This window comes from Nocardioides sp. SYSU D00038 (genome assembly GCF_016924665.1).
GTDB lineage: Bacteria > Actinomycetota > Actinomycetes > Propionibacteriales > Nocardioidaceae > Nocardioides.
Window position 1 is genome coordinate 264,115 of sequence record NZ_JAFFJT010000005.1, and the last position, 20,647, is coordinate 284,761.

Here is a 20,647-nt window from a genome sequence, read left to right on the forward strand (position 1 = left end):
ATAAGTAATCGAGTGATAACCTGTCAACCGTGACCCCGCCACCCGCCGCTTCCACCACCCGGATGTCCGCCGACGAGCGCCGGGAGCTGGTGCTCGACGCCGCCACCCGGGCCTTCGCCCGCGGCGGCTACCACGGCACCAGCACCGACGCGGTGGCCAAGGAGGCGGGCGTCTCGCAGCCGTACGTCGTGCGCATCTTCGGCACCAAGCTCGACCTGTTCCTCGAGGTCCTGGACCGGTCGGTCGGCCGGATCCGCGATGCGTTCGAGACGGTCATCGCCGAGCGGCCGTTCGACCCCGACAGCGAGGAGGACGCGATCCGGCTCGGCGAGGCCTACAACGAGCTGATGGCCGACCGCGACCTGCTGCAGGTGATGATGCACGGCTTCTCCGCCGGCCAGGTGCCCGAGATCGCGGCGCACAGCCGGGCCTGCATGGCCGGCATCTTCGCAGCCGTGCTCGAGACCGGGTGGCCCGAGGAGGTCGCCCGCGACTTCGTGGCCCACGGCATGCTCATCAACGTGATGCTGTCGATGCACGCCCCCGAGCACCTCGGCGAGTCCGCCAGCCTCGACGTGCTGGCCCGCTGCACCTTCGGCGAGGCGCTGGAGGTCCCGGCTCCGGGGGCCTCCTAGGCTGCGAGGCGTGACCACGCTCGTCCTGGCCAGCCAGTCCCCCGCCCGGCTCACGACCCTCCGCGCCGCGGGCGTCGAGCCGGTGGTCGTGGTGTCGGGCGTCGACGAGGACCAGCTGACCGGTCTCGCCCCGGCCGACCTCGCGCTGGGCCTGGCCCGGCTCAAGTGCCGCGCCGTCGCCGCGCGCGACGACCTGCCGGCGGCCGCGCTGGTGCTGGGCTGCGACTCGGTGCTCGAGCTCGACGGGGACGCCCACGGCAAGCCCGGCACCCCCGAGGAGGCCGCCCGGCGGTGGCGGTCGATGCGCGGGCGCAGCGGGGTGCTGCACAGCGGTCACTGCCTGGTCGACACCGCGACCGGCGCCGAGGCCGCCGACACGGCGTCGACCACCGTCCACTTCGCCGACCTCTCCGACGCGGAGGTGGAGGCCTACGTCGCGACCGGCGAGCCGCTCCACGTCGCCGGCGCGTTCACCATCGACGGGTACGGCGGGGCGTTCGTGACCCGCGTCGAGGGCGACCACCACACCGTGGTCGGCGTCAGCCTGCCGCTGCTGCGCGACCTCGCCGGACGGCTGGGTCATGCCTGGCCGTCGTTCTGGAACCGCTGAGCGTCCTCCGGGCGCCGGACCGGCCGGTCAGGCCTGGGCGGTGACGTCGTCGGCGCTCGGGTCGGGCTCGTCGTAGATCTCGGTGATCGCGATCGGCCGGTGGAAGACGAAGGTGCGGAACAGGTAGAAGCGGGCCATCAGCCCGAGCGGGCCGCCGATCACGTTGGCCGCGAGGTTGTCGGAGACCGGGTCGTCGAGGCCGAGCAGGTTGCGGCTCACGCCCAGGCAGGCGATCGGCAGCAGCATGGTCAGGAAGTTGATCACGGCGTAGGCGGTCATGCCGCCGTCGGCGTAGCGCGACGTCCGGTCGCGGAAGGCGTAGCTGCGGCTGCCGTGGTAGCTGACGAACATCCCCACCGTGTTGGCGACGACGTAGGCGACGAACGGGTTGTGCCGCAGCGGCGACCCGAAGCCGAAGCCGTGGACCAGCAGGTTGAACAGGAACAGGGCCACCAGGGTGGCCGCCCCGCCGACGGCGATGAAGCGTCCTGCCTCGCGCAGGAGACGCTGGAACCGGTCGGGCATGCGCACGAGGCTACGGCAGGCGCGGGGCCGGACCCGTCATCCGGTCCGGCTCAGCCCGCCTTGACCGCGAGCACCGGGCAACGGGCCTCGAGCAGCACCCGCTGGGCGACGCTGCCCATCAGCACCTTGCCGACGGCGCTGCGGTGACGCAGCCCGATCACGACGAGGGCCGCGCCCACCTCGTCGGCGACCCGCACCACCTCCTCGGCCACGTCGGCGCCCAGCACCCGGCGCACCGAGGTGGGGACGTCGAGGCCGGCCAGCCGCGCCTCGAGCTCGGCGGCGGCGGCGTCGCCCAGGTGGCGCCTGTCGACCAGTGCGTCGCCACGGGTGGCGTTGACGACGACCACGTCGCCACCGCGCAGCCGGGCCTCGGCCAGCCCGGCATCGAGCGCGGCCTCACCGTGCCGGTTGGGGACGTAGCCCACCACGATCGTCATCGGGGCACCTCTCGCTCGGTCGTCGCTCCTGGCTGGTCGTGGGGCGTGCGTGGCGAGCGCACCCGGTCGACGACCACGGGCACCACGACGGCCAGCACGACGAGGACGTAGACGCCGATCGCGAGCCCCTCGTCGAAGAGGCCGCTGAGGTGGCCGTCGGAGATGTCGAGCGCCTCGCGCATCTTCACCTCCATCAGCGGTCCGATGATCACGCCGAGGATCAGCGGCAGCATCGGGATGCCGAACCGGCGCACGGCGAAGCCGACGGCGCCGAAGACCAGCAGCAGCGCGATGTCGAAGGGGTTCTGGTCGACGGCGTAGGCGCCGAGCGAGGCGAAGAACAAGATGCCGGCGTAGAGCTGCGGGCGCGGCACCTGCAGCAGGCGCGCCCACAGCGGCGCCAGCGGGAGGTTGATGACCAGCAGCAGCGTGTTGCCGATGAGCAGGCTGGCCAGCAGCGTCCAGACCAGGTCGGCCTGGTCCTCCAGCAGCGAGGGCCCGGGCTGGATGCCGTAGGTCTTCATCGCGGCCAGCAGGATCGAGGCGGTGGCGGTGACCGGCAGCCCGAGTGCGAGCAACGGTACGAACATCCCGGCGGCGCTGGCGTTGTTGGCGGCCTCGGGACCCGCGACGCCCTCGATCGCCCCCTGCCCGAACTCGTCGCGGTCGCGGGCCAGCCGCTTCTCGGTGACGTAGGAGAGAAAGGTCGGGGTCTCCGCGCCGCCGGCCGGCAGCGCGCCGAACGGGAAGCCGATGGCGGTGCCGCGCAGCCACGGGCGCCACGACCGGCCCCAGTCCTCGCGGCCCATGAAGGGACGTCCGACCGGGATCACGTCGAGCGGCTGGCGGCGCAGGTGGGCCGCGATCCACAGCGACTCCCCGATGGCGAACAACCCCACCGCCACCACCACGATGTCGACCCCGTCGACCAGCTGCGTGATGCCGCCGGTGAGCCGCGCCTGCCCGGTGGACAGGTCGAGGCCGACCAGTCCGATGGTGAGCCCGATGAACAGGCCGATGAAGCCGCGCAGCCGCGACGCGCCGAGCACCGCGGTGACCAGCACCAGCGAGAGCAGCATGATCGCGAAGTACGAAGGCGCACCGATCCGGACCGCCTGGTCGGCGATCTCCGGCGCGAACAGCGCGACCAGCACCGTGCCGATGGTCCCGGCCACGAACGAGCCGATGGCGGCGGTGGCCAGCGCCTGTGCCGCCCGGCCGCGCTTGGCCATCTTGTTGCCCTCGATGGCGGTCATCACCGACGCGGACTCACCCGGGGTGTTGAGCAGGATCGAGGTGGTCGACCCGCCGTACATGCCGCCGTAGTAGATGCCGGCGAACATGATCAGCGACTGGGTCGACTCCAGGCCGTAGGTCAGCGGCAGCAGCAGGGCCAGGGCCATGGCCGGGCCGATCCCCGGGAGCACGCCGACGAAGGTGCCGATCAGCACGCCGAGCGCGGCGTAGAGCAGGTTGGTGGGGGTGGCTGCGCTCTGGAAGCCGTCGAGGAGGAGCTGCAGGTTGTCCACGGCGGCGGCCTCAGAGGATCCCGTCGAGGATGCCGGGGGGCAGCGGCACGTCGAGCCCGACGTAGAAGAAGTACCAGGAGCCGACCGAGAGCACCGTTCCGACCAGCAGGTCCCGCACCAGGGTCCGACTGCCGAGCGCCCAGGCGCAGCCGGCGAAGAGCAGCGCCCCGGTGATCGCCCAGCCGACCACGTTCACGAGCAGCAGGTTGAGCACCAGGATGGCGACCAGCTTGCCGACGGTGACCCAGTCGGCCGGCGAGGTGAGGTCGACGTCCTCGCCCTCCTCGCCCTGCGCCACGTCGCCCCGGGCCGTCGCGACGGCCAGCAGCGCCGCCAGCACGACCATGCCGGTGCCGACGACGTAGGGGAAGATCCGCGGGCCGACGGGGTCGCCGAACCCGACGTTGAGGCCGCGGGCGTCGACCAGCGTGTACACGCCGACGGCGGCGAGCACCGCGGCCAGCACGTACTGCGCCCGGTCGACCCGGGGCGCCTGCTCGACGGTCGGCTCGTTCACAGCAGTCCCAGCCCCTCCAGGGTGCTCGACACCCGCTCGTCCTGCTCGGCGAGGAACTCCTCGAACTCCTCGCCGGTCTTGAAGTCGTCGGTCCAGCCGTAGGCCTCGAGCTGCTCGCGCCAGGCCTCGGTCTCGTGCATCTTCTCGAGGTAGCCGATCAGCTCCTCGCGCCGCTCGTCGCTGATGTCGGGCGGCGCCAGGATCCCGCGCCAGTTCAGGAAGACCAGGTCGATGTCGCTCTCCACCAGAGTGGGCACGTCGGCCAGCTCGGGCTGGGGCTGGCGGTCCTCGCCCGAGACCGCGAGCACCCGCAGCTCGCCGTCGGCGATCTGCTGGGTGAACTCGGCGAGGCCGGAGAAGCCGACGTCGATCTTGGCGCCCAGCAGCGCGCTGGTGAGGGGGCCGCCGCCGTCGTAGGAGACGTAGTTGACCTCGCGTGCGTCGATGCCGAGCGTGTCGGCGAGCTGCATCGGGAAGAGGTGGTCGGGCCCGCCGGGCGAGGAGCCCCCGCCGACCGCGATGCCGGACGGGTCGGCGCGCCAGGCGTCCGCCAGGTCGTCGATGGTGCGGAACGGTGAGTCTCCCGGCACCAGCACCCCCTCGGGTTCGCTGATGAGCTGGGCCAGCGGGGTGGCGTCGCCGAGGCGGGCGTCGTTGCCGAAGGAGTAGAGCGACCCGACGACACCCAGGCCCACGGTCATCACCGTGTGCTCGTCGCCCGCGTCGCCGAGCATCTCGGTGAAGGCGTTGGTGCCGCCCGCTCCCTCGACGTTGTCGACCGTGAACGAGCCGCCGGTGATGCCGGCGTCCTCCATCACCTTCGCCGCCTCGCGCCCGGTCTGGTCGTAGCCGCCGCCGGGCGCGTTGGGGATGATCATCAGCAGGTCGCGGGTGTCCTCGCCGCGGGTGACCCCGCAGCCCGCCGAGGCGACCACCAGCAGGGCGGCCAGCAGCGCCCGCAGGGCCAACGGCGTGGCCGCCGCTGCGGTCACGCGTGCCGTACGTCTCCGAGAACGTCGCACGCCCGGCAACCTACTCCCCTTTGCCCACGGCCTCGACGCCGTCGAGTCCGGTCACGCGCTCGACCCCGGCTCGAGCCGGCTCCCGCCGGCCACCGTCACGCCCGGGCCCACCGTGGAGTCGCGGCCGACCAGGGTGACCCGGTCGGGATCCCGGGTGGCGTCGGTCCCCGGCTCGCCCACCACGGCCGCGGCGCCGACCTCGCAGCCGGTGTCGACCACCGCCCAGTGCACCGCGGCGCCCTCGCGGACCACCACGTCGGCGAAGACCACGCTGTCGCACACCTCGGCCCCGGCCTCCACCACGACGCCCGGCCCCAGGACGCTGCGCCGCACGGTGCCGTGCACCCGGCTGCCGGGGCTGACCAGGCTGTCCTCGACGGTCGCCCCGGCGTGCACCCGGGCGGGCACCCGCTGGGGCTGCCGGGTGAGGATCGGCCAGCCCGGCTCCGAGAGCACGCCCAGGTCGTCGGTGAGCAGGTCGCGGTGGGCCTCGAGGTAGAGGTGCGGCTGGCCGAGGTCGCGCCAGTAGCCGGGCTGGTGGTGCACGACCGTGCGGCCCCGCTCGACCAGCCGCGGCACCAGGTGGTCGCCGAAGTCGCCGAGCCCGCTGTCGCCGGCGGGCGCGTCGGCGCCCACCTCGCGGTGCAGCTCCTCGAGCACCTCCACCAGCACCGCGGGGTCGTAGGCGATCACCTCGGTGGCCACCACGTCCGACGCCGGCTCGTCGGGCTTGTAGGCGAAACCGGTGACCCGTCCGTCGTCGTCGTGCTCCACGACCGCGTGGTCGGAGGCGCGCTCGAGCGGCACCCGGCTGACGACCAGCGTGCACTCGGCGTCGTGCTCGCGGTGGGTGGCGACCACGTCGGTGTAGTCGAGCCGGTAGACGTGGTCGGCGCTGAGCACCAGCACCACGTCGGGCGCGGCGTCGGCGATCCGCTGCCGGATGCGGAACAGCCCGTCGGCGTTGCCGCGGGCGAAGCCCTCCTCGTCGAGGGTGCCGGTGCCCTCCTCGGGCAGCAGCACGTGCAGCCCGCCGGTGGTCCGGTCGAGGTCCCACGGCCGGCCGTTGGCGACCTCGTCCTCGAGCGTCGCGCCCTGGAATTGCAGGGAGAGCCAGACGTCGCTGATGCCGGAGTGGGCGAGGTTGGAGAGCGGGAAGTCGACGAGCTGGTAGACGCCCGCGAACGGCAGCGCGGGCTTGGCCCGCTCACGGGTGAGCACGTCCATCCGGCCTCCGCTTCCGCCGGCCTGGACGATGGCGAGGATGCGCTCCCGTGTCATGGTCGGCAGTACCCCGCCGGCAGCCCGACGAGCCGCGGGCGCGCTACTCCACCGGCATCCCGAGACCGCGGGCGATCAGCATCCGCTGGACCTCCGACGTCCCCTCGCCGATCTCGAGCACCTTGGCGTCACGGTAGAAGCGGGCCACGGGGTACTCCTCCATGAACCCGTAGCCGCCGAAGACCTGGGTGGCGATCCGGGTCGCGGTCACCGCCGACTCGGTGGCGTAGAGCTTGGCCACCGAGGCCGCCTGCTTGAACTGCTGGTACGGCGCCCCGTCGTCCTTCATCGCCGCGGCCCGGTAGGTCAGCATCCGGCTGGCCTGGAGCATCACCTCGAGGTCTGCGACCTGGAACGCGACGCCCTGCTTGCGGCCGATCGGGCCCCCGAAGGTCTGCCGCTCGCCGGCGTACTGCACCGCCATGTCGAGGCAGGCCTGGATGCAGCCGACCGACAGGGCCGAGATCGCGACCCGGCCGTCGTCGAGCGTCGCCAGGAACTGGGCGTAGCCGCGGCCGCGCTCGCCGAGCAGGTGGTCGGCCGGCACCCGCGCGTCGGTGAACGACAGCGGGTGGGTGTCGGAGGCGTGCCAGCCGAGCTTGTCGTAGGCGGGCTCGACGGTGAAGCCCGGCGTCCCGGACGGCAGCATGATCGCGGAGATCTCGGGGCGGCCGTCGTCGCGGGTGCCGGTGCGCGCGGTCACGGTCACCAGCGACGTCATCGAGGAGCCGGAGTTGGTGATGAACTGCTTGGCGCCGTTGACGACCCATTCCTCGCCCACCAGCTCGGCGCGGGTGCGGGTGGCACCGGCGTCGGAGCCCGCGCCGGGCTCGGTGAGCCCGAAGCCCGCCAGCTGCTCGCCCGCGACCAGCGCGGGCAGCCAGGTCTGCTTCTGCTCCTCGGTGCCGTAGGTCAGGATCGGGTTGATCCCGAGGCCGACGCCGGCCTGGAGGGTGATGCCGAGCGACTGGTCGACCCGCCCGATCTCCTCGATCGCCACGCACAGGCTGGTGAAGTCGCCGTCCTCCCCCGCACCGCCGTACTCCTCGGGGGCGGTGAGGCCGAACAGCCCGAGCGCACCCATCTCGCGCACCACCTCGACCGGGAAGTGGTGCTCGCGGTCCCAGGTCGCCGCGTGCGGCGCGATCCGGGTCTCCGCGAACTCGCGGACGCTGCGACGGAACTCCTCGTGCTCGCGGGACAGCTCGAACGGCGTCATGGCCGCATGCTAGCGCCGCAGGTTAGCGATTGTTAACCACGGCCCGCCCGGACCAGCCGTCGTCGCAGGCGGCCGAGCCGGCGCCGGATCCGGGTCGCCGTGCCGAGCGGCGGCCGGCGCAGCACCAGCAGGTCCTGGAACTGCTCGGGATCCGGGCCGTCGTGGGCCCAGCGGCCGCGCACCAGGGTCTCGACCTCCAGTCCCGCCCCACGGACCAGCTCACGCACGAAGTCCTCGCGGTAGGCGATCGCCTTGAGCGGGTCGGACTCGGTCTCGTAGCGGGTGACCTCGTCGAGCACGTGCACCATCGGGTAGGCCGAGCTCTCGGCGGTGATGGCCGGCAGCCGAGCGTCGTCCCAGACGAACCAGGTGGTCACCGCGCGGCCACCGGGCACCAGCACCCTGCGGATCTCGGCGAGGTAGCGGCGGACGTCGTCGGCGTAGAAGTGCGTGAAGACGCTGAACAGGGCGCAGTAGTCGTGGCTCTCGTCGCGCGCCGGGAACCGCACGGCCGCAGCCTCGATCGTGCCCGTGGCGTTGTAGCGGGCGTTGTGCACGTCGAGGTGGCGGAACCGGTAGCGGTCGTCGGCCGGGGTCAGGTGGCGGCGGCACCAGCGCACCTGCAGCGGCAGGATGTCGAAGCCCTTGTAGCGGCCCTCGTAGCCGGTGCTCATCAGGCCGATCGCGAGCCGGCCGTAGCCGCAGCCGACGTCGAGGAGGCGGTGGCCGGCCCCGAGGCCGTGCGCGTAGAGCGTGCGGGCCAGCAGCGCCCCGGTGTCGACGAGGCGGGTGTCGTCCTCGTTCATGAACCGGAGCCGCCGCGGCGGCAGGGGCGGGGCGACAGCGCTCATCCCCCGCACGCTAGCGGCCCGGGCCTGCCTCCGGGTGGCGCCCTATGACGTACGCCACCCTCGCCCCCCGAGGACGGGGTCCCGAGCGGCCGCTAGGGTGCGATGCGGACGTCGACCGCAGAGCCAGGAGTGTGCGCAGGTGCCGGAGAGCAAGCCGTTGCAGAAGGTCCTCATCGCCAACCGGGGCGAGATCGCCGTCCGTGTGATCCGGGCCTGCAAGGACGCCGGCATCGGCAGCGTCGCCGTCTACGCCGACCCCGACCGCGACGCGCTCTTCGTCCGGCTCGCCGACGAGGCCCACTCGTTGGGCGGTGCCACACCCGCCGAGTCGTACCTCGACATCGCGAAGATCATCGCGGTGGCCGAGTCCTCCGGTGCCGACTCGGTGCACCCCGGCTACGGGTTCCTGGCCGAGAACGCCGAGTTCGCCCAGGCCGTGATCGACGCCGGCCTGACCTGGATCGGGCCCCCGCCCGCCGCGATCGAGGCGCTCGGCGACAAGGCCAGGGCCAAGCACATCGCCGACAAGGCCCAGGCGCCGCTGGCCCCCGGCACCAAGGACCCCGTCAAGGACGCCGACGAGGTCGTGGAGTTCGCGAAGGCCAACGGCCTGCCGGTCGCGATCAAGGCGGTCTTCGGCGGCGGCGGCCGCGGCCTCAAGGTCGCCCGCACGCTCGAGGAGATCCCCGACGCCTACGAGTCGGCGGTGCGCGAGGCCGTCACCGCCTTCGGCCGCGGCGAGTGCCTGGTCGAGAAGTTCCTCGACAAGCCGCGCCACGTCGAGACCCAGTGCCTGGCCGACCAGCACGGCAACGTCGTGGTCGTCTCCACCCGCGACTGCTCCCTGCAGCGTCGCAACCAGAAGCTCGTCGAGGAGGCGCCCGCGCCGTTCCTCTCCGACGAGCAGCTCACCGAGCTCTACGAGTCGTCGAAGCGGATCCTGCGCGAGGCGGGCTACCACGGCGCCGGCACCTGCGAGTTCCTCGTGGCCCAGGACGGCACCATCTCCTTCCTCGAGGTCAACACCCGCCTCCAGGTCGAACACTGCGTGTCGGAGGAGGTCACCGGCATCGACCTGGTGCGCGAGATGTTCCGCATCGCCGCCGGTGAGGAGCTGGGCTACGACGACCCCGAGATCCGCGGCCACTCCATCGAGTTCCGCATCAACGCCGAGGACGGCGGGCGCAACTTCATGCCCGCCCCCGGCACCCTGTCGGCGTGGAGCCCGCCGAGCGGCCCCGGCGTCCGCCTCGACGGCGGTTACGAGAACGGCGAGACCGTCCCCGGCTCCTTCGACTCCCTCGTCGCCAAGCTGATCGTCACCGGCCGCGACCGCACCCAGGCGCTGGAGCGCTCGCGACGCGCGCTCGACGAGTTCGTCGTCGACGGCATGCCGACCGTGCTGCCGTTCCACCGCGCGGTCGTCCGCGACCCGGCGTACGTCGGCCCGTCGAACCCGTCGGGCGACAACACGGGGGGAGGCTCCTTCGACGTCTACACGCAGTGGATCGAGACCGAGTTCGACAACCAGATCGAGCCCTACGCCGGCGACGTGGCCGAGGCCCCGGAGGCCGGCGAGCGCCAGCAGGTCGTGGTCGAGGTGGGCGGCAAGCGGGTCGAGGTCGTCCTCCCCGCCGGCCTGGCCACGCTCGGCAGTGGCTCCGCGGGCGGGTCGAGGAAGCCCAAGCGGGCGGCCGGCAAGAAGGCGGGTGCCGCGGCCAGCGGCGACGCCGTGACCAGTCCGATGCAGGGCACGATCGTCAAGATCGCGGTCGAGGAGGGGCAGCAGGTCGCGGAGGGCGACGTCGTCGTGGTCATGGAGGCCATGAAGATGGAGCAGCCGCTCAAGGCCCACAAGGCGGGCACGGTCACCGGCCTCAAGGCCGAGGTCGGCGCGACCGTCACCAACGGTGCCGTCATCTGTGAGCTCAAGGACTGACACCACGACCTCCCAGGGCTGGACGCCGACGGTCCTGGCCGGGGTCATCACCGCGGTCGTCGGCTTCACCTCCTCCTTCGCGGTCGTCCTCACCGGGCTGCGCACGGTCGGCGCCGACGCCACCGAGGCAGCATCCGGGCTGCTGGTCGTCACGGTCACGATGGGCGTCGGCTGCGCGCTGTTCTCGTGGCTGACCAGGCAGCCCGTCACGATGGCGTGGTCCACCCCGGGCGCGGCCCTGCTGGCCGGCGCGGCCACCCCCGAGGGCGGCTGGCCCACCGCGGTGGGCGCGTTCGCGCTCGCCGGCGTGCTCTACGGCCTGACCGCGCTGATCGCGCCGCTCGGCCGCTGGGTGGCGGCGATCCCCTCGTCGCTGGCCAACGCGATGCTCGCCGGCGTGCTGCTTCAGCTCTGCCTCGCGCCGTTCGTCGCGCTCCCCGACGAGCCGGCCGCGATCGCCCCGGTGATCGCGGTGTGGGCGCTCGGGCAGCGGTTCTTCCGGCAGTGGGCGGTGCCCGCGGCGTTCGCCACCGCGCTGGTCGTGATCGTGGTGTCGGGGTCGCTGACCGACGTCGAGCACGGCCACCTGTCCCCCGTGCTCACCTGGACCACACCGCAGCTCGACGTCCCGACGCTGGTGGCGATCGGCCTCCCGCTCTACCTGGTCACGATGACCAGCCAGAACATCCCCGGCACCGCTGTGCTCAAGTCGTTCGGCTACGTCGCGCCGGTGCGCCCCGTGCTCGCCTACACGGGTGCCGTCGGGGTCGCGACCGCCCCGCTCGGCGCCTTCTCGATCAACCTCGGCGCGCTGTCGGCGGCCATCTCGGCCGGCCCGTCGGCGCACCCCGACCCCGCCCGACGCTGGGTGGCGGGCGTGAGCGCGGGTACGACGTACCTGCTGATGGCGCCGTTCGCGGCCGCGGTCGCCGCGGTCGCGGTGGCAGCGCCCACCGGGCTGGTGGCCGCGGTGGCGGGCCTGGCGCTGCTCGGCGCGTTCGGCAACGCGACCGCCTCCGCGCTCGCCGACACCGACCACCGCGAGTCGGCGGCGCTGACCTTCGTGGTCGCCGCCTCCGGGCTCACGGTCGCCGGCGTCGGCTCGGCGTTCTGGGCGCTGCTCGCGGGCGGCGCCTACCTGCTGCTGGTCACCCGGCGGGCGGGCTGAGCACCTCGCACCCCGAGCGCACCTCGGCGGCCAGGCAGGTGTCGGTGCCGCCGTACGTCGTGACCCGGTCGGTGCCGCCTCCCGCGTCGACGTAGTCGTCGCCGTGGGTGCCCCACACCACGTCGTCACCGCCGTAGGTGAGGGCGCGCAGGCCGTGGTCGAGGCCGCCCTCGACGTCGTCGACCGCGTCGGTGCCGAGGTAGACCCACGCCATGTCGCCGGAGAGGTGGAACCGCTCCGCACCCGCGATCGCACCGACGACCCCGCCGGACCGGCGCAGCTGGCCGGCGCCGCGGTCGACGGTGACCACCGGGCCGGGCAGCTGCGCGACCGGGAGGCCGGCAGGCGAGTCGAGCTCGAGCCGATCCGAGCCGGGACCGCCGTCCGCCACCAGGCCGGGGCTGCGGGTGAGCGTCACCACCAGCTGGTCCGCGCCCTCGTCGCCGTGGACCACCGCGGGCAGCCGCGACCACGCGAGCAGCGAGTCGTCGCCGCCCCCGCCGCGCAGCTCGTCGCGGCCCCGCCGCGACTCGAGCTCGTCGTCGCCGGGTCCACCGAGCACGACGTCGTCGTCGGCGGCGCTGTCACGGAGGTCCTCGGCGACCAGCTGGTCGTCGCCGGCCCGGCCGTCGACGTGGTCGTCGCCGCGGCCCGCGACCAGCCAGTCGTCCCCGACGCTGCCGAGCAGCGTGTCGTCGTGGGCCGAGCCGCGCACCTGCATGCCGGAGCGCCGCACCAGGGTGTCGGTGCCGGTGCCGACCCCCGTCACCCGGCCGGCCGCGAGGTCGACGACGACGTCGTGGGGCGCCGCGGAGTAGTCGAGGATGCCGGTCCAGCCTGGCCGGTCGCTCCCGTCGCCCGCGTCGGCGCGGCGGTCGCGACCGACGTCGAGCCGGTCGTCCCCCGGTCCGCCGACCAGCACGTCGGGCACCAGGAACGCGCCGCCGCGGTCGAACCCGAGCCTGGCCTGGCCGCCGAGCAGGCGGTCCGCGCCGCGACCACCCAGCAGGCGGTCCGCCCCCCGGCCACCGCAGACCAGGTCGTCACCGCCCCGGCCGTCGACCCGGTCGTCGCCACCGAGGGCGGCGATCACGTCGCGCCCGGACGTGCCGGTGATCAGGTCGGCCCGCGGGGTGCCGACGATCGTGGCGCGTTGTCCCTGGCAGGTGACGACCGCCGCCTCAGCCGGCGACGCCGCCACCGTCCACGTCACAACCGTGGCCAGGCCGACGGCCAGTCCCGCCGTCAGGGTGGTCGCCAGGTTGGTCGCCAGGGTGGCCACCGGGGTGCGTGCTCGCTGCATCGTTCGACTCCTCGTCCTCGCATGCGGTGTGTCGTGGGGTGTGATGCGGCGCCGGACCGGTTGGTTCGCGGGCCGTAGATTGCCCCCATGGACCCCGCCGGCCCGCCCGCACCGCTGCGCGACCCCCGGCACCGGGTCAGCCCCCGGGCCCGCACCCTGTGGTGGTGCGTCGCGGCGGTCGAGGCCGTGGTGGTCACCGCGGTGCTCGCCGTCGCCGTCGCGATGGGCTGGGTGCCGGTGCCGTGGTGGGCCGTCGCGCTCGTCGGGCTGCTGCTGGCGGCGTACGCCGTCGGGGTGCCGCAGTGGCGCTACCTCGTGCACCGCTGGGAGGTCACCGACACCGCCGTCTACACCCAGACCGGCTGGTGGGCGCGCGAGCGGCGGATCGCGCCGATGTCGCGGATCCAGACCGTCGACCACGCCGAGGGCGCGCTGGCGCGCCTGTTCCGGCTCGCCACCGTCACGGTCACCACGGCGTCCGCGGCGGGCGCACTGGCCATCGAGGGGCTCGACCGCGACGTCGCCCGGGCGCTCGTCGACGACCTGACCCGCAAGGCCGACGCGGTCGAGGGCGACGCCACGTGAGCACACCGGCCCCACCCCCCGCGGCCGGCCCGGTCGGCACCCCCTGGCAGCGGCTCGACCCGCGGATGCTGCTGGTGCACCCGATCCGCGAGCTGGTGCGGTTCCTGCCGGTGCTGCTCGGCCTGCTCGTGGCGGGCGGGATGTCCGGCTCCGGCTCGTGGCACCTGGTCGGGGTCGCCCTCCCGGTGGGGCTGGGCGTGCTGCGGTGGCTGACGACGTCCTACCGCATCCACGCCGGGCGGGTGGAGCTCCGGCGCGGGCTGCTCAACCGACACGTGGTCTCGGCACCCCTGGAGCGGGTGCGCACCGTCGACCTCACCAGCTCGCCGATCCACCGGCTGCTGGGGCTCACCACGCTCCGCGTCGGCACCGGCACAGCCTCGGAGCGCGACGAGGAGAAGCTCGACCTCGACGGCCTGCCGGTCGGGCACGCGCGCGAGCTGCGCGGGGTGCTGCTGCGCGCCGGGGCCGCTACGCCGGCCGCACCCGGGGCGGACCGGCCGGCGGACGTCGTCCCAGTCGCCGAGGGGCCCGACGTGCTCGGCTTCGACCCGTGGTGGGCCCGCTACGCACCGCTCACCGGCAGCGGTGTGGTGATCGGCGCCGCGGGTCTCGGTGTCCTGGCCCAGGGCCTGCAGGTCCTCGACGTGTGGCGGTCGCTCGACCCCCGCGAGGTCGCCGACGCGGTGCCTGGGCTGCCGTTCGCGGTGCTGGTGCCGCTGGTCGCGGTGGTGCTGCTCGTGCTGGTCGCCGTGCTCGCGGTCGTCGGCTACCTGGTCGCCAACTGGGGCTTCCGGCTCAGCCACGTCACCCCGCCCGACGGTCGCGGCGCCTGGCACGTGCGCCGGGGGCTCTTCACCACCCGCGAGACCTCGCTCGACGACGAGCGGGTCGCCGGGGTCGCCCTCTCGGAGCCGCTGCTGCTGCGCCCGGCCCGCGCCGCCCGGCTGCGCGCCGTCGTGACCGGGCTGGGCGGCACCGACAGCGACGTGCTCGCCCCCTCGGCACCGGCCGAGGTCGTGGACCGCGTGGCCGCGCGGGTGCTCGGCACCCGCGGCCCGCTCACCGCGCGGCTGACCGCCCACGGGCCGGCCGCCACCCGGCGGCGGTGGACGCGCGCGCTCGGCGGCGCCGCAGGGCTGGCGGCGCTGCCGGTCGTCGCGGTGGCGCTGGGCGCCGCCCCCGCCTGGCTCGCCGGTCTGGTGGTGCTCCCGGTCGCCGCCGGCCTGGCCGCCGACCGGGCGCGCTCGCTCGGGCACGCGCTGGTCGACGGCCACCTGGTCGCGCGGTCCGGCTCGCTCGACCGCCGGCGCACGGTGCTCGACACCGAGCACGTCATCGGCTGGAACCTGCGGGCCACCTGGTGGCAGCGCCGGGTCGGGCTCACCACGCTGGTCGCCACCACCGCCGGCGGACCGCAACGGGTGACCGTGCTCGACGTCCCCGAGGACGTCGCGGAGTCCGTCGCCGCGCAGGCGCTGCCCGACCTGGTCGAGCAGTTCCGTCTCGTGTGAGGAGCGCGACACCGGCGGAGGCCCCGGACGTCGGTACGGTGACGCCCATGTTCTCCAAGGTGCTCGTGGCCAACCGGGGCGAGATCGCCATCCGGGCCTTCCGCGCGGCCTACGAGGTGGGCGCCCGGACCGTGGCGGTGTTCCCCTACGAGGACCGCTGGTCCGAGCACCGCCTCAAGGCCGACGAGGCCTACGAGATCGGCGAGCGCGGGCACCCGGTGCGCGCCTACCTCGACCCCGAGGCGATTGTGGCCGTGGCGCTGCGGGCCGGCGCCGACGCCGTCTACCCCGGCTACGGCTTCCTCTCCGAGAACCCCGCGCTGGCCGAGGCCTGCGCCAACGCCGGCATCACCTTCATCGGCCCCACGTCCGAGGTACTGACCCTCACCGGCAACAAGGCCAGCGCGATCGCGGCCGCCAAGGCCGCCGGTGTGCCGACCCTCGCCTCGGTCGAGCCCTCCACCGACGTCGACGCCCTGGTGGCGGCGGCCGAGGCGCTGCCGTACCCCCTCTTCGTCAAGGCGGTCGCCGGGGGCGGCGGGCGCGGCATGCGCCGCGTCGACGACCCCGCCCACCTGCGCGAGGCCGTCGAGACCTGCATGCGCGAGGCCGAGGGCGCCTTCGGCGACCCCACGGTCTTCATCGAGCAGGCCGTGGTCGACCCCCGCCACATCGAGGTGCAGATCCTCGCCGACGGCGAGGGCAACGTGATCCACCTCTTCGAGCGCGACTGCTCGGTGCAGCGGCGCCACCAGAAGGTGGTCGAGATCGCCCCCGCGCCCAACCTCGACCCCGACCTGCGCGAGCGCATCTGCGCCGACGCCGTGCGGTTCGCCCGCGAGATCGGCTACCGCAACGCCGGCACCGTGGAGTTCCTGCTCGACCCGCAGGGCAACTACGTCTTCATCGAGATGAACCCCCGCATCCAGGTCGAGCACACGGTGACCGAGGAGGTCACCGACGTCGACCTCGTGCAGTCGCAGCTGCGGATCGCCTCCGGCGAGACGCTGGCCGACCTGGGGCTGTCGCAGGACACCGTGCAGCTGCGCGGCGCGGCCCTGCAGTGCCGGATCACCACCGAGGACCCCGCCAACAACTTCCGCCCCGACACCGGCACGATCACCACCTACCGCTCCCCCGGCGGCGGCGGCATCCGCCTCGACGGCGGCACCGTCTACACCGGGGCGGAGGTCTCGGCCCACTTCGACTCGATGCTGGCCAAGCTGACCTGTCGGGGCCGCACCTTCGAGAAGGCGGTCGAGAAGGCCCGCCGCGCGGTCGCGGAGTTCCGCATCCGCGGCGTCTCCACCAACATCGCCTTCCTCCAGGCCGTGCTGGCCGACCCCGACTTCGTGAGCGGCAACGTCACCACGTCGTTCATCGAGACCCACCCCCAGCTGCTCAGCGCCCGCGCGCACGGCGACCGCGGCACCCGGCTGCTGCGCTACCTCGCCGAGGTCACGGTCAACCAGCCGCACGGCCGGGCACCGGTGACCATCGACCCGGCGATCAAGCTGCCCGACACCAACCTCGACGTCCCCGCCCCCGACGGCACCCGCCAGCTGCTGCTCCAGCTCGGTCCGGAGGAGTTCGCCCAGCAGCTCCGCGCCCAGACCGAGGTGGCGGTGACCGACACGACGTTCCGCGACGCCCACCAGTCGCTGCTGGCGACCCGGGTGCGCACCCGCGACCTGCTGCTGGTCGCGCCCCACGTCGCGCGCACCACGCCGCAGCTGTGGTCGCTCGAGGCCTGGGGTGGCGCGACCTACGACGTCGCGCTGCGCTTCCTCGGCGAGGACCCCTGGGAGCGGCTGGCCGCGCTGCGCCAGGCGGTGCCCAACATCTGCCTGCAGATGCTGCTGCGCGGCCGCAACACCGTCGGCTACACGCCGTACCCCACCGAGGTCACCCACGCCTTCGTGGAGGAGGCGGCCGCCACCGGGCTCGACGTGTTCCGCATCTTCGACGCGCTCAACGACGTCGAGCAGATGCGCCCCGCCATCGAGGCGGTGCGGGCCACCGGCACCACGCTGGCCGAGGTGGCGCTCTGCTACACCGGCGACCTCTCCGACCCCGGCGAGCAGCTCTACACGCTCGACTACTACCTGCGGCTGGCCGAGCAGATCGTCGAGGCCGGCGCCCACGTGCTGGCGATCAAGGACATGGCGGGCCTGCTCCGGGCACCGGCCGCGCGCACGCTCGTCACCGCGCTGCGCGAGCGCTTCGACCTGCCGGTGCACCTGCACACCCACGACACCACCGGCGGCCAGCTCGGTACCCTGCTCGCGGCGATCGACGCCGGCGTCGACGCCGTCGACGCCGCGACCGCCTCGATGGCCGGCACGACGTCGCAGCCGCCGCTCTCGGCGCTGGTGGCCGCCACCGACCACAGCGACCGCGAGACCGGCCTCGACCTGGCCGCGGTCAACGCGCTGGAGCCCTACTGGGAGGCGACCCGCCGCGTCTACGCGCCGTTCGAGTCGGGCCTGCCCTCGCCCACCGGCCGCGTCTACCGCCACGAGATCCCCGGTGGCCAGCTCTCCAACCTGCGCCAGCAGGCCATCGCGCTGGGCCTCGGCGAGAAGTTCGAGCAGGTCGAGGACATGTACGCCGCGGCCAACGACATCCTGGGCCGGGTGCCGAAGGTGACCCCGAGCTCGAAGGTGATCGGCGACCTCGCGCTCTCGCTCGTCGGCCTCGGGGCCGACCCCGAGGAGTTCGCCGCCGACCCGGGCCGCTTCGACGTGCCCGACTCGGTGATCGGCTTCCTCAACGGCGAGCTCGGCGACCCGCCCGGCGGCTGGCCCGAGCCGTTCCGCACCAAGGCCCTCGAGGGCCGCAGCTGGACGCCGCCGGCCGAGGAGCTCACCGCCGAGCAGGCCGAGGGGCTGCGCACCGACCGCCGCGCCACCCTCAACGAGCTGCTGTTCCCGGGCCCGACCAAGGCGTTCCTGGAGTCGCGCGAGACCTACGGCGACATCTCCGTGCTGCCGACCCTCGACTACCTCTACGGCCTGCGGCACGGCGAGGAGCACGAGGTCACCCTCAGCGAGGGCAAGACCCTGATCCTCGGCGTGCAGTCGATCAGCGAGCCCGACGAGCGCGGCTTCCGCACCGTGATGGCGCTGATCAACGGCCAGATGCGCCCGGTGAGCGTGCGCGACACCTCGGTCGCCGCCGAGGCCGCCGTCGCCGAGAAGGCCGACACCTCGAAGCCCGGGCACGTCGCGGCGCCGTTCCAGGGCGTGGTGACGGTCGTGGTCGAGGAGGGCGCCAAGGTCTCGGCCGGCGACACCGTGGCGACCATCGAGGCGATGAAGATGGAGGCCTCGATCACCGCCCCGGTCGACGGCACCGTCGAGCGGGTGGCGTTCGGCGGCACCCAGGCCGTCGACGGCGGTGACCTGGTGCTGGTGCTGTCCTAGCCCGGCTCAGCGCACCTTCGCGATGGTGAACCAGTCGCTGGGCAGCGGGCCGAGCAGGAACCGGAAGTCCTCGCCGCTGAGCCGGACGTCCTGCGCGCTGCCGTCGAGCACCACCCGGTCGACCCGACCGTTCCACTCGCCGTTGCCGTCGCGCCCGTCGAGCACGATCGCCTGCAGCTCGCCGAGCTCGGGCCACTCCTCCTCGAAGGCCGCGACGCCGTAGGTGCGCGTCCAGCGGTGGTAGCGGTTGCCGCTCCAGCCGTCGTAGGGGTCGGCCTGGGCGGGCAGGTACGGCGCGCTGCCCCGTGAGGTCCAGCCGCCGCTGCTCGCCGAGAACTGGGTGAACGCCGGCCGTCCGCCGTGGAGCAGCACCTGGCCCCTCGTGGCGTCGACCGCGGCGTTGGTCGAGGCGACCTCGGCGCTGTGGCCGCCGTAGACCTGGCACCGGGTGGTGTCGCAGATCTGCCAGTGCCGGCCGGCCGGGGCGTCGGCGCGCTCGCGGGCGGCGTAGGTGCGCGCCGCCACCGCCTGGGCGCGCAGCGCCTGCGGGTGCCAGCTGGGGAAGACCTCGGTCGGCACGACCCCCTTGAGGTAGCTGTCGAACGGCAGCACGTTGACGGTGTCGCCGCGGGTGGAGCGCAGCTTGCCGCGGTACCTCACCACCTTGCCCGACGGCAGCCGGAGCGCGATCGGCTGGCCGGCCGCGGCGAACTCGGCGTCGCCGCGGAAGGTGCGGAACACCCGCCACTGCCGGGCGGCGTTCTTGTACGACACCTGGGTGGTGCCGCCGGCGCGCGGCACGATCCGCCAGTGCCGGGCGCCGGGGTGGGAGCGCCAGACCTGCCAGGTCTTCTGCTTGCCGAGGCTCTTGACCCGCAGGCCTCGGCGCGCGGTGACGACCACGTCCCGGGTGGTGTCGGCGGTGAGGAGGACCCGCACGGTGCCGCCGGCCGCCCCCCAGGTGGTGCCGGGGTAGTAGAACTGCACGATCTGCCGGTGGTTGCGGCCCTGGAGAGCCGCCCCCTGCGCGCCGTACTGGGACATGCCGTGGCCGTGGCCGTAGCCGCGGCCGACGATCTCCACCTGGGTGGCGGACGCCGGCACTCGGTAGACCTCCGGCGCCCGGGCGGCGGCGGTCGTGGGGGTGGCCGGGAGCAGCGTGGCGCCCAGGATCAGGGTGGCCAGGAGGAGGGTGGTCAGTGCGGCTCCGAGCAGTCGGGCTGACGTCATGGTCCCCGAGGGTACGTGCCGCGGGGGTGCGAGGTGTGATTCCCTGGGGACGTGACTCGGGCTTCTCGGACCGGGGCGCTCGCGCTCCCCCTCCTCCTCCTCCCGCTGCTGCTCGCGCTGCTGCTGGCGGGCTGCGGCGGCGGCGACGGCAGCGACGCCGGCGACGTCCTCCAGGGTGGTGGCGACCAGCCCACCTCGGCGCCGGCCCCGACCCAGGAGGTGCCGTCGTCGGACGTGCCCGCGGGCGGCTCGGTCGACGCCGTGCAGCCCGGCGCGCCGGGCGAGCCCGCGACGAGCTACTCCGGCGGTCCGGTCGAGGGCACCGACGCCACCCACGACGACATCGCGTTCATGCAGATGATGGTGGTGCACCACCACCAGGCGGTGCGGATGGGCGAGCTGGCCCGCACCCGCGCCGCCGACCCCCGGGTGCGGTCGGTCGCCGAGCGGATCGCCGGCGCCCAGGCACCCGAGATCCTGGTGATGGCGGCGTGGCTGCGCGAGCGCAGCATCGACGTCCCGACCCCGCAGGACGACCCGGCCGAGTTCGACCACGCCGACCACGGCCACGATGGTATGGAGGGCATGCTCACCCCCGAGCAGCTCGACGAGCTCGCCGACGCCGAGGGCGCGGAGTTCGACGAGCTCTACCTCACCGGCATGATCCGCCACCACCGCGGCGCCATCGCCATGGCCGAGCGGGCGCTCGCCAAGGGCACCGACCTGCGGGTCAACGAGATCGCCTCCGACGTCGACGTCGGCCAGCGCGCCGAGATCGGGCGGCTCGAGGCGCTGCTGGCGTCGCTGTAGTCGGGGGGTGTGGTTTCCCCGGTGCACCGGGGAAACCCGCACCT

Annotated in this window: 18 protein-coding genes; 8 read left to right on the forward strand and 10 right to left on the reverse strand. The window is 73.9% G+C overall.

The annotated features are described in order from the left end of the window. The first annotated feature begins 29 nt into the window (after positions 1-29). Together JT721_RS02160 and JT721_RS02165 are read left to right on the forward strand one after the other, a co-directional pair. Positions 30-635: a TetR/AcrR family transcriptional regulator gene (locus JT721_RS02160; RefSeq protein WP_307827845.1), complete on the forward strand. Its 606-nt coding sequence runs from the start codon at positions 30-32 to the stop codon at positions 633-635. Between the two features lie 10 nt (positions 636-645). Continuing rightward, positions 646-1,245, forward strand: a complete 600-nt coding sequence (locus JT721_RS02165; RefSeq protein WP_205471232.1) for a nucleoside triphosphate pyrophosphatase — start codon at positions 646-648, stop codon at positions 1,243-1,245. 27 nt (positions 1,246-1,272) lie between these two features. Here JT721_RS02165 and JT721_RS02170 read toward each other — a convergent pair whose 3' ends face one another. From JT721_RS02170 to JT721_RS02205, 8 genes are all read right to left on the reverse strand, one after another. After that, positions 1,273-1,770, reverse strand: coding sequence for a GtrA family protein (locus JT721_RS02170; RefSeq protein ID WP_205471233.1), 498 nt, complete (start codon positions 1,768-1,770; stop codon positions 1,273-1,275). A 50-nt stretch (positions 1,771-1,820) separates the two neighbouring features. Next, positions 1,821-2,210, reverse strand: coding sequence for a universal stress protein (locus JT721_RS02175; RefSeq protein ID WP_205471234.1), 390 nt, complete (start codon positions 2,208-2,210; stop codon positions 1,821-1,823). Then, positions 2,207-3,739: a tripartite tricarboxylate transporter permease gene (locus JT721_RS02180; RefSeq protein WP_205471235.1), complete on the reverse strand. Its 1,533-nt coding sequence runs from the start codon at positions 3,737-3,739 to the stop codon at positions 2,207-2,209. The genes JT721_RS02175 and JT721_RS02180 overlap by 4 nt, the downstream gene beginning before the upstream one ends. A gap of 10 nt (positions 3,740-3,749) precedes the next feature. Then, a complete protein-coding gene (locus tag JT721_RS02185; protein WP_205471236.1) occupies positions 3,750-4,256 on the reverse strand; it encodes a tripartite tricarboxylate transporter TctB family protein in 507 nt (168 codons plus the stop codon). Further along, complete coding sequence (locus tag JT721_RS02190) at positions 4,253-5,248, reverse strand: tripartite tricarboxylate transporter substrate binding protein (RefSeq protein WP_307827846.1); 996 nt, start codon at positions 5,246-5,248, stop codon at positions 4,253-4,255. Before JT721_RS02190 ends, JT721_RS02185 begins: the two co-directional genes overlap by 4 nt. 81 nt (positions 5,249-5,329) lie before the next feature. After that, positions 5,330-6,559 (reverse strand): glucose-1-phosphate adenylyltransferase family protein, encoded by a 1,230-nt coding sequence (locus JT721_RS02195; protein WP_205471237.1) that lies wholly within the window; start codon positions 6,557-6,559, stop codon positions 5,330-5,332. 43 nt (positions 6,560-6,602) lie between these two features. Next, positions 6,603-7,778, reverse strand: a complete 1,176-nt coding sequence (locus JT721_RS02200; RefSeq protein WP_205471238.1) for an acyl-CoA dehydrogenase family protein — start codon at positions 7,776-7,778, stop codon at positions 6,603-6,605. Between the two features lie 32 nt (positions 7,779-7,810). Then, a complete protein-coding gene (locus JT721_RS02205; RefSeq protein WP_205471239.1) occupies positions 7,811-8,629 on the reverse strand; it encodes a class I SAM-dependent methyltransferase in 819 nt (272 codons plus the stop codon). Between the two features lie 139 nt (positions 8,630-8,768). Between JT721_RS02205 and JT721_RS02210 the strand changes: the two genes are divergently transcribed. Together JT721_RS02210 and JT721_RS02215 are read left to right on the forward strand one after the other, a co-directional pair. Then, positions 8,769-10,568 (forward strand): biotin carboxylase N-terminal domain-containing protein, encoded by a 1,800-nt coding sequence (locus JT721_RS02210; protein WP_307827847.1) that lies wholly within the window; start codon positions 8,769-8,771, stop codon positions 10,566-10,568. After that, a complete protein-coding gene (locus tag JT721_RS02215) occupies positions 10,552-11,736 on the forward strand; it encodes a benzoate/H(+) symporter BenE family transporter (RefSeq protein WP_205471240.1) in 1,185 nt (394 codons plus the stop codon). The genes JT721_RS02210 and JT721_RS02215 overlap by 17 nt, the downstream gene beginning before the upstream one ends. Here the strand turns inward: JT721_RS02215 and JT721_RS02220 are convergent. Then, a complete protein-coding gene (locus JT721_RS02220) occupies positions 11,717-13,039 on the reverse strand; it encodes a calcium-binding protein (RefSeq protein WP_205471241.1) in 1,323 nt (440 codons plus the stop codon). The two genes, JT721_RS02215 and JT721_RS02220, sit on opposite strands and share 20 nt — an antisense overlap. A gap of 87 nt (positions 13,040-13,126) precedes the next feature. On the opposite strand from JT721_RS02220, the gene JT721_RS02225 reads away from it, so the two are divergent. Genes JT721_RS02225 through JT721_RS02235 form a run of 3 tightly spaced genes read left to right on the forward strand, consistent with a single transcriptional unit; the run spans position 13,127 to position 18,563 of the window. Then, positions 13,127-13,624, forward strand: a complete 498-nt coding sequence (locus JT721_RS02225; RefSeq protein ID WP_205471242.1) for a PH domain-containing protein — start codon at positions 13,127-13,129, stop codon at positions 13,622-13,624. After that, complete coding sequence (locus JT721_RS02230; protein WP_205471243.1) at positions 13,621-15,138, forward strand: PH domain-containing protein; 1,518 nt, start codon at positions 13,621-13,623, stop codon at positions 15,136-15,138. The genes JT721_RS02225 and JT721_RS02230 overlap by 4 nt, the downstream gene beginning before the upstream one ends. Before the next feature lie 47 nt (positions 15,139-15,185). After that, positions 15,186-18,563, forward strand: a complete 3,378-nt coding sequence (locus JT721_RS02235; protein WP_205471244.1) for a pyruvate carboxylase — start codon at positions 15,186-15,188, stop codon at positions 18,561-18,563. A gap of 6 nt (positions 18,564-18,569) precedes the next feature. On the opposite strand, the gene JT721_RS02240 is transcribed toward JT721_RS02235, so the two are convergent. Continuing rightward, on the reverse strand, positions 18,570-19,793 hold the full coding sequence (locus tag JT721_RS02240) for a SpoIID/LytB domain-containing protein (RefSeq protein WP_205471245.1): 1,224 nt from the start codon (positions 19,791-19,793) through the stop codon (positions 18,570-18,572). 51 nt (positions 19,794-19,844) lie between these two features. On the opposite strand from JT721_RS02240, the gene JT721_RS21180 reads away from it, so the two are divergent. Next, positions 19,845-20,603, forward strand: a complete 759-nt coding sequence (locus JT721_RS21180; protein ID WP_205471246.1) for a DUF305 domain-containing protein — start codon at positions 19,845-19,847, stop codon at positions 20,601-20,603. The last annotated feature ends 44 nt before the right edge of the window (positions 20,604-20,647 follow it).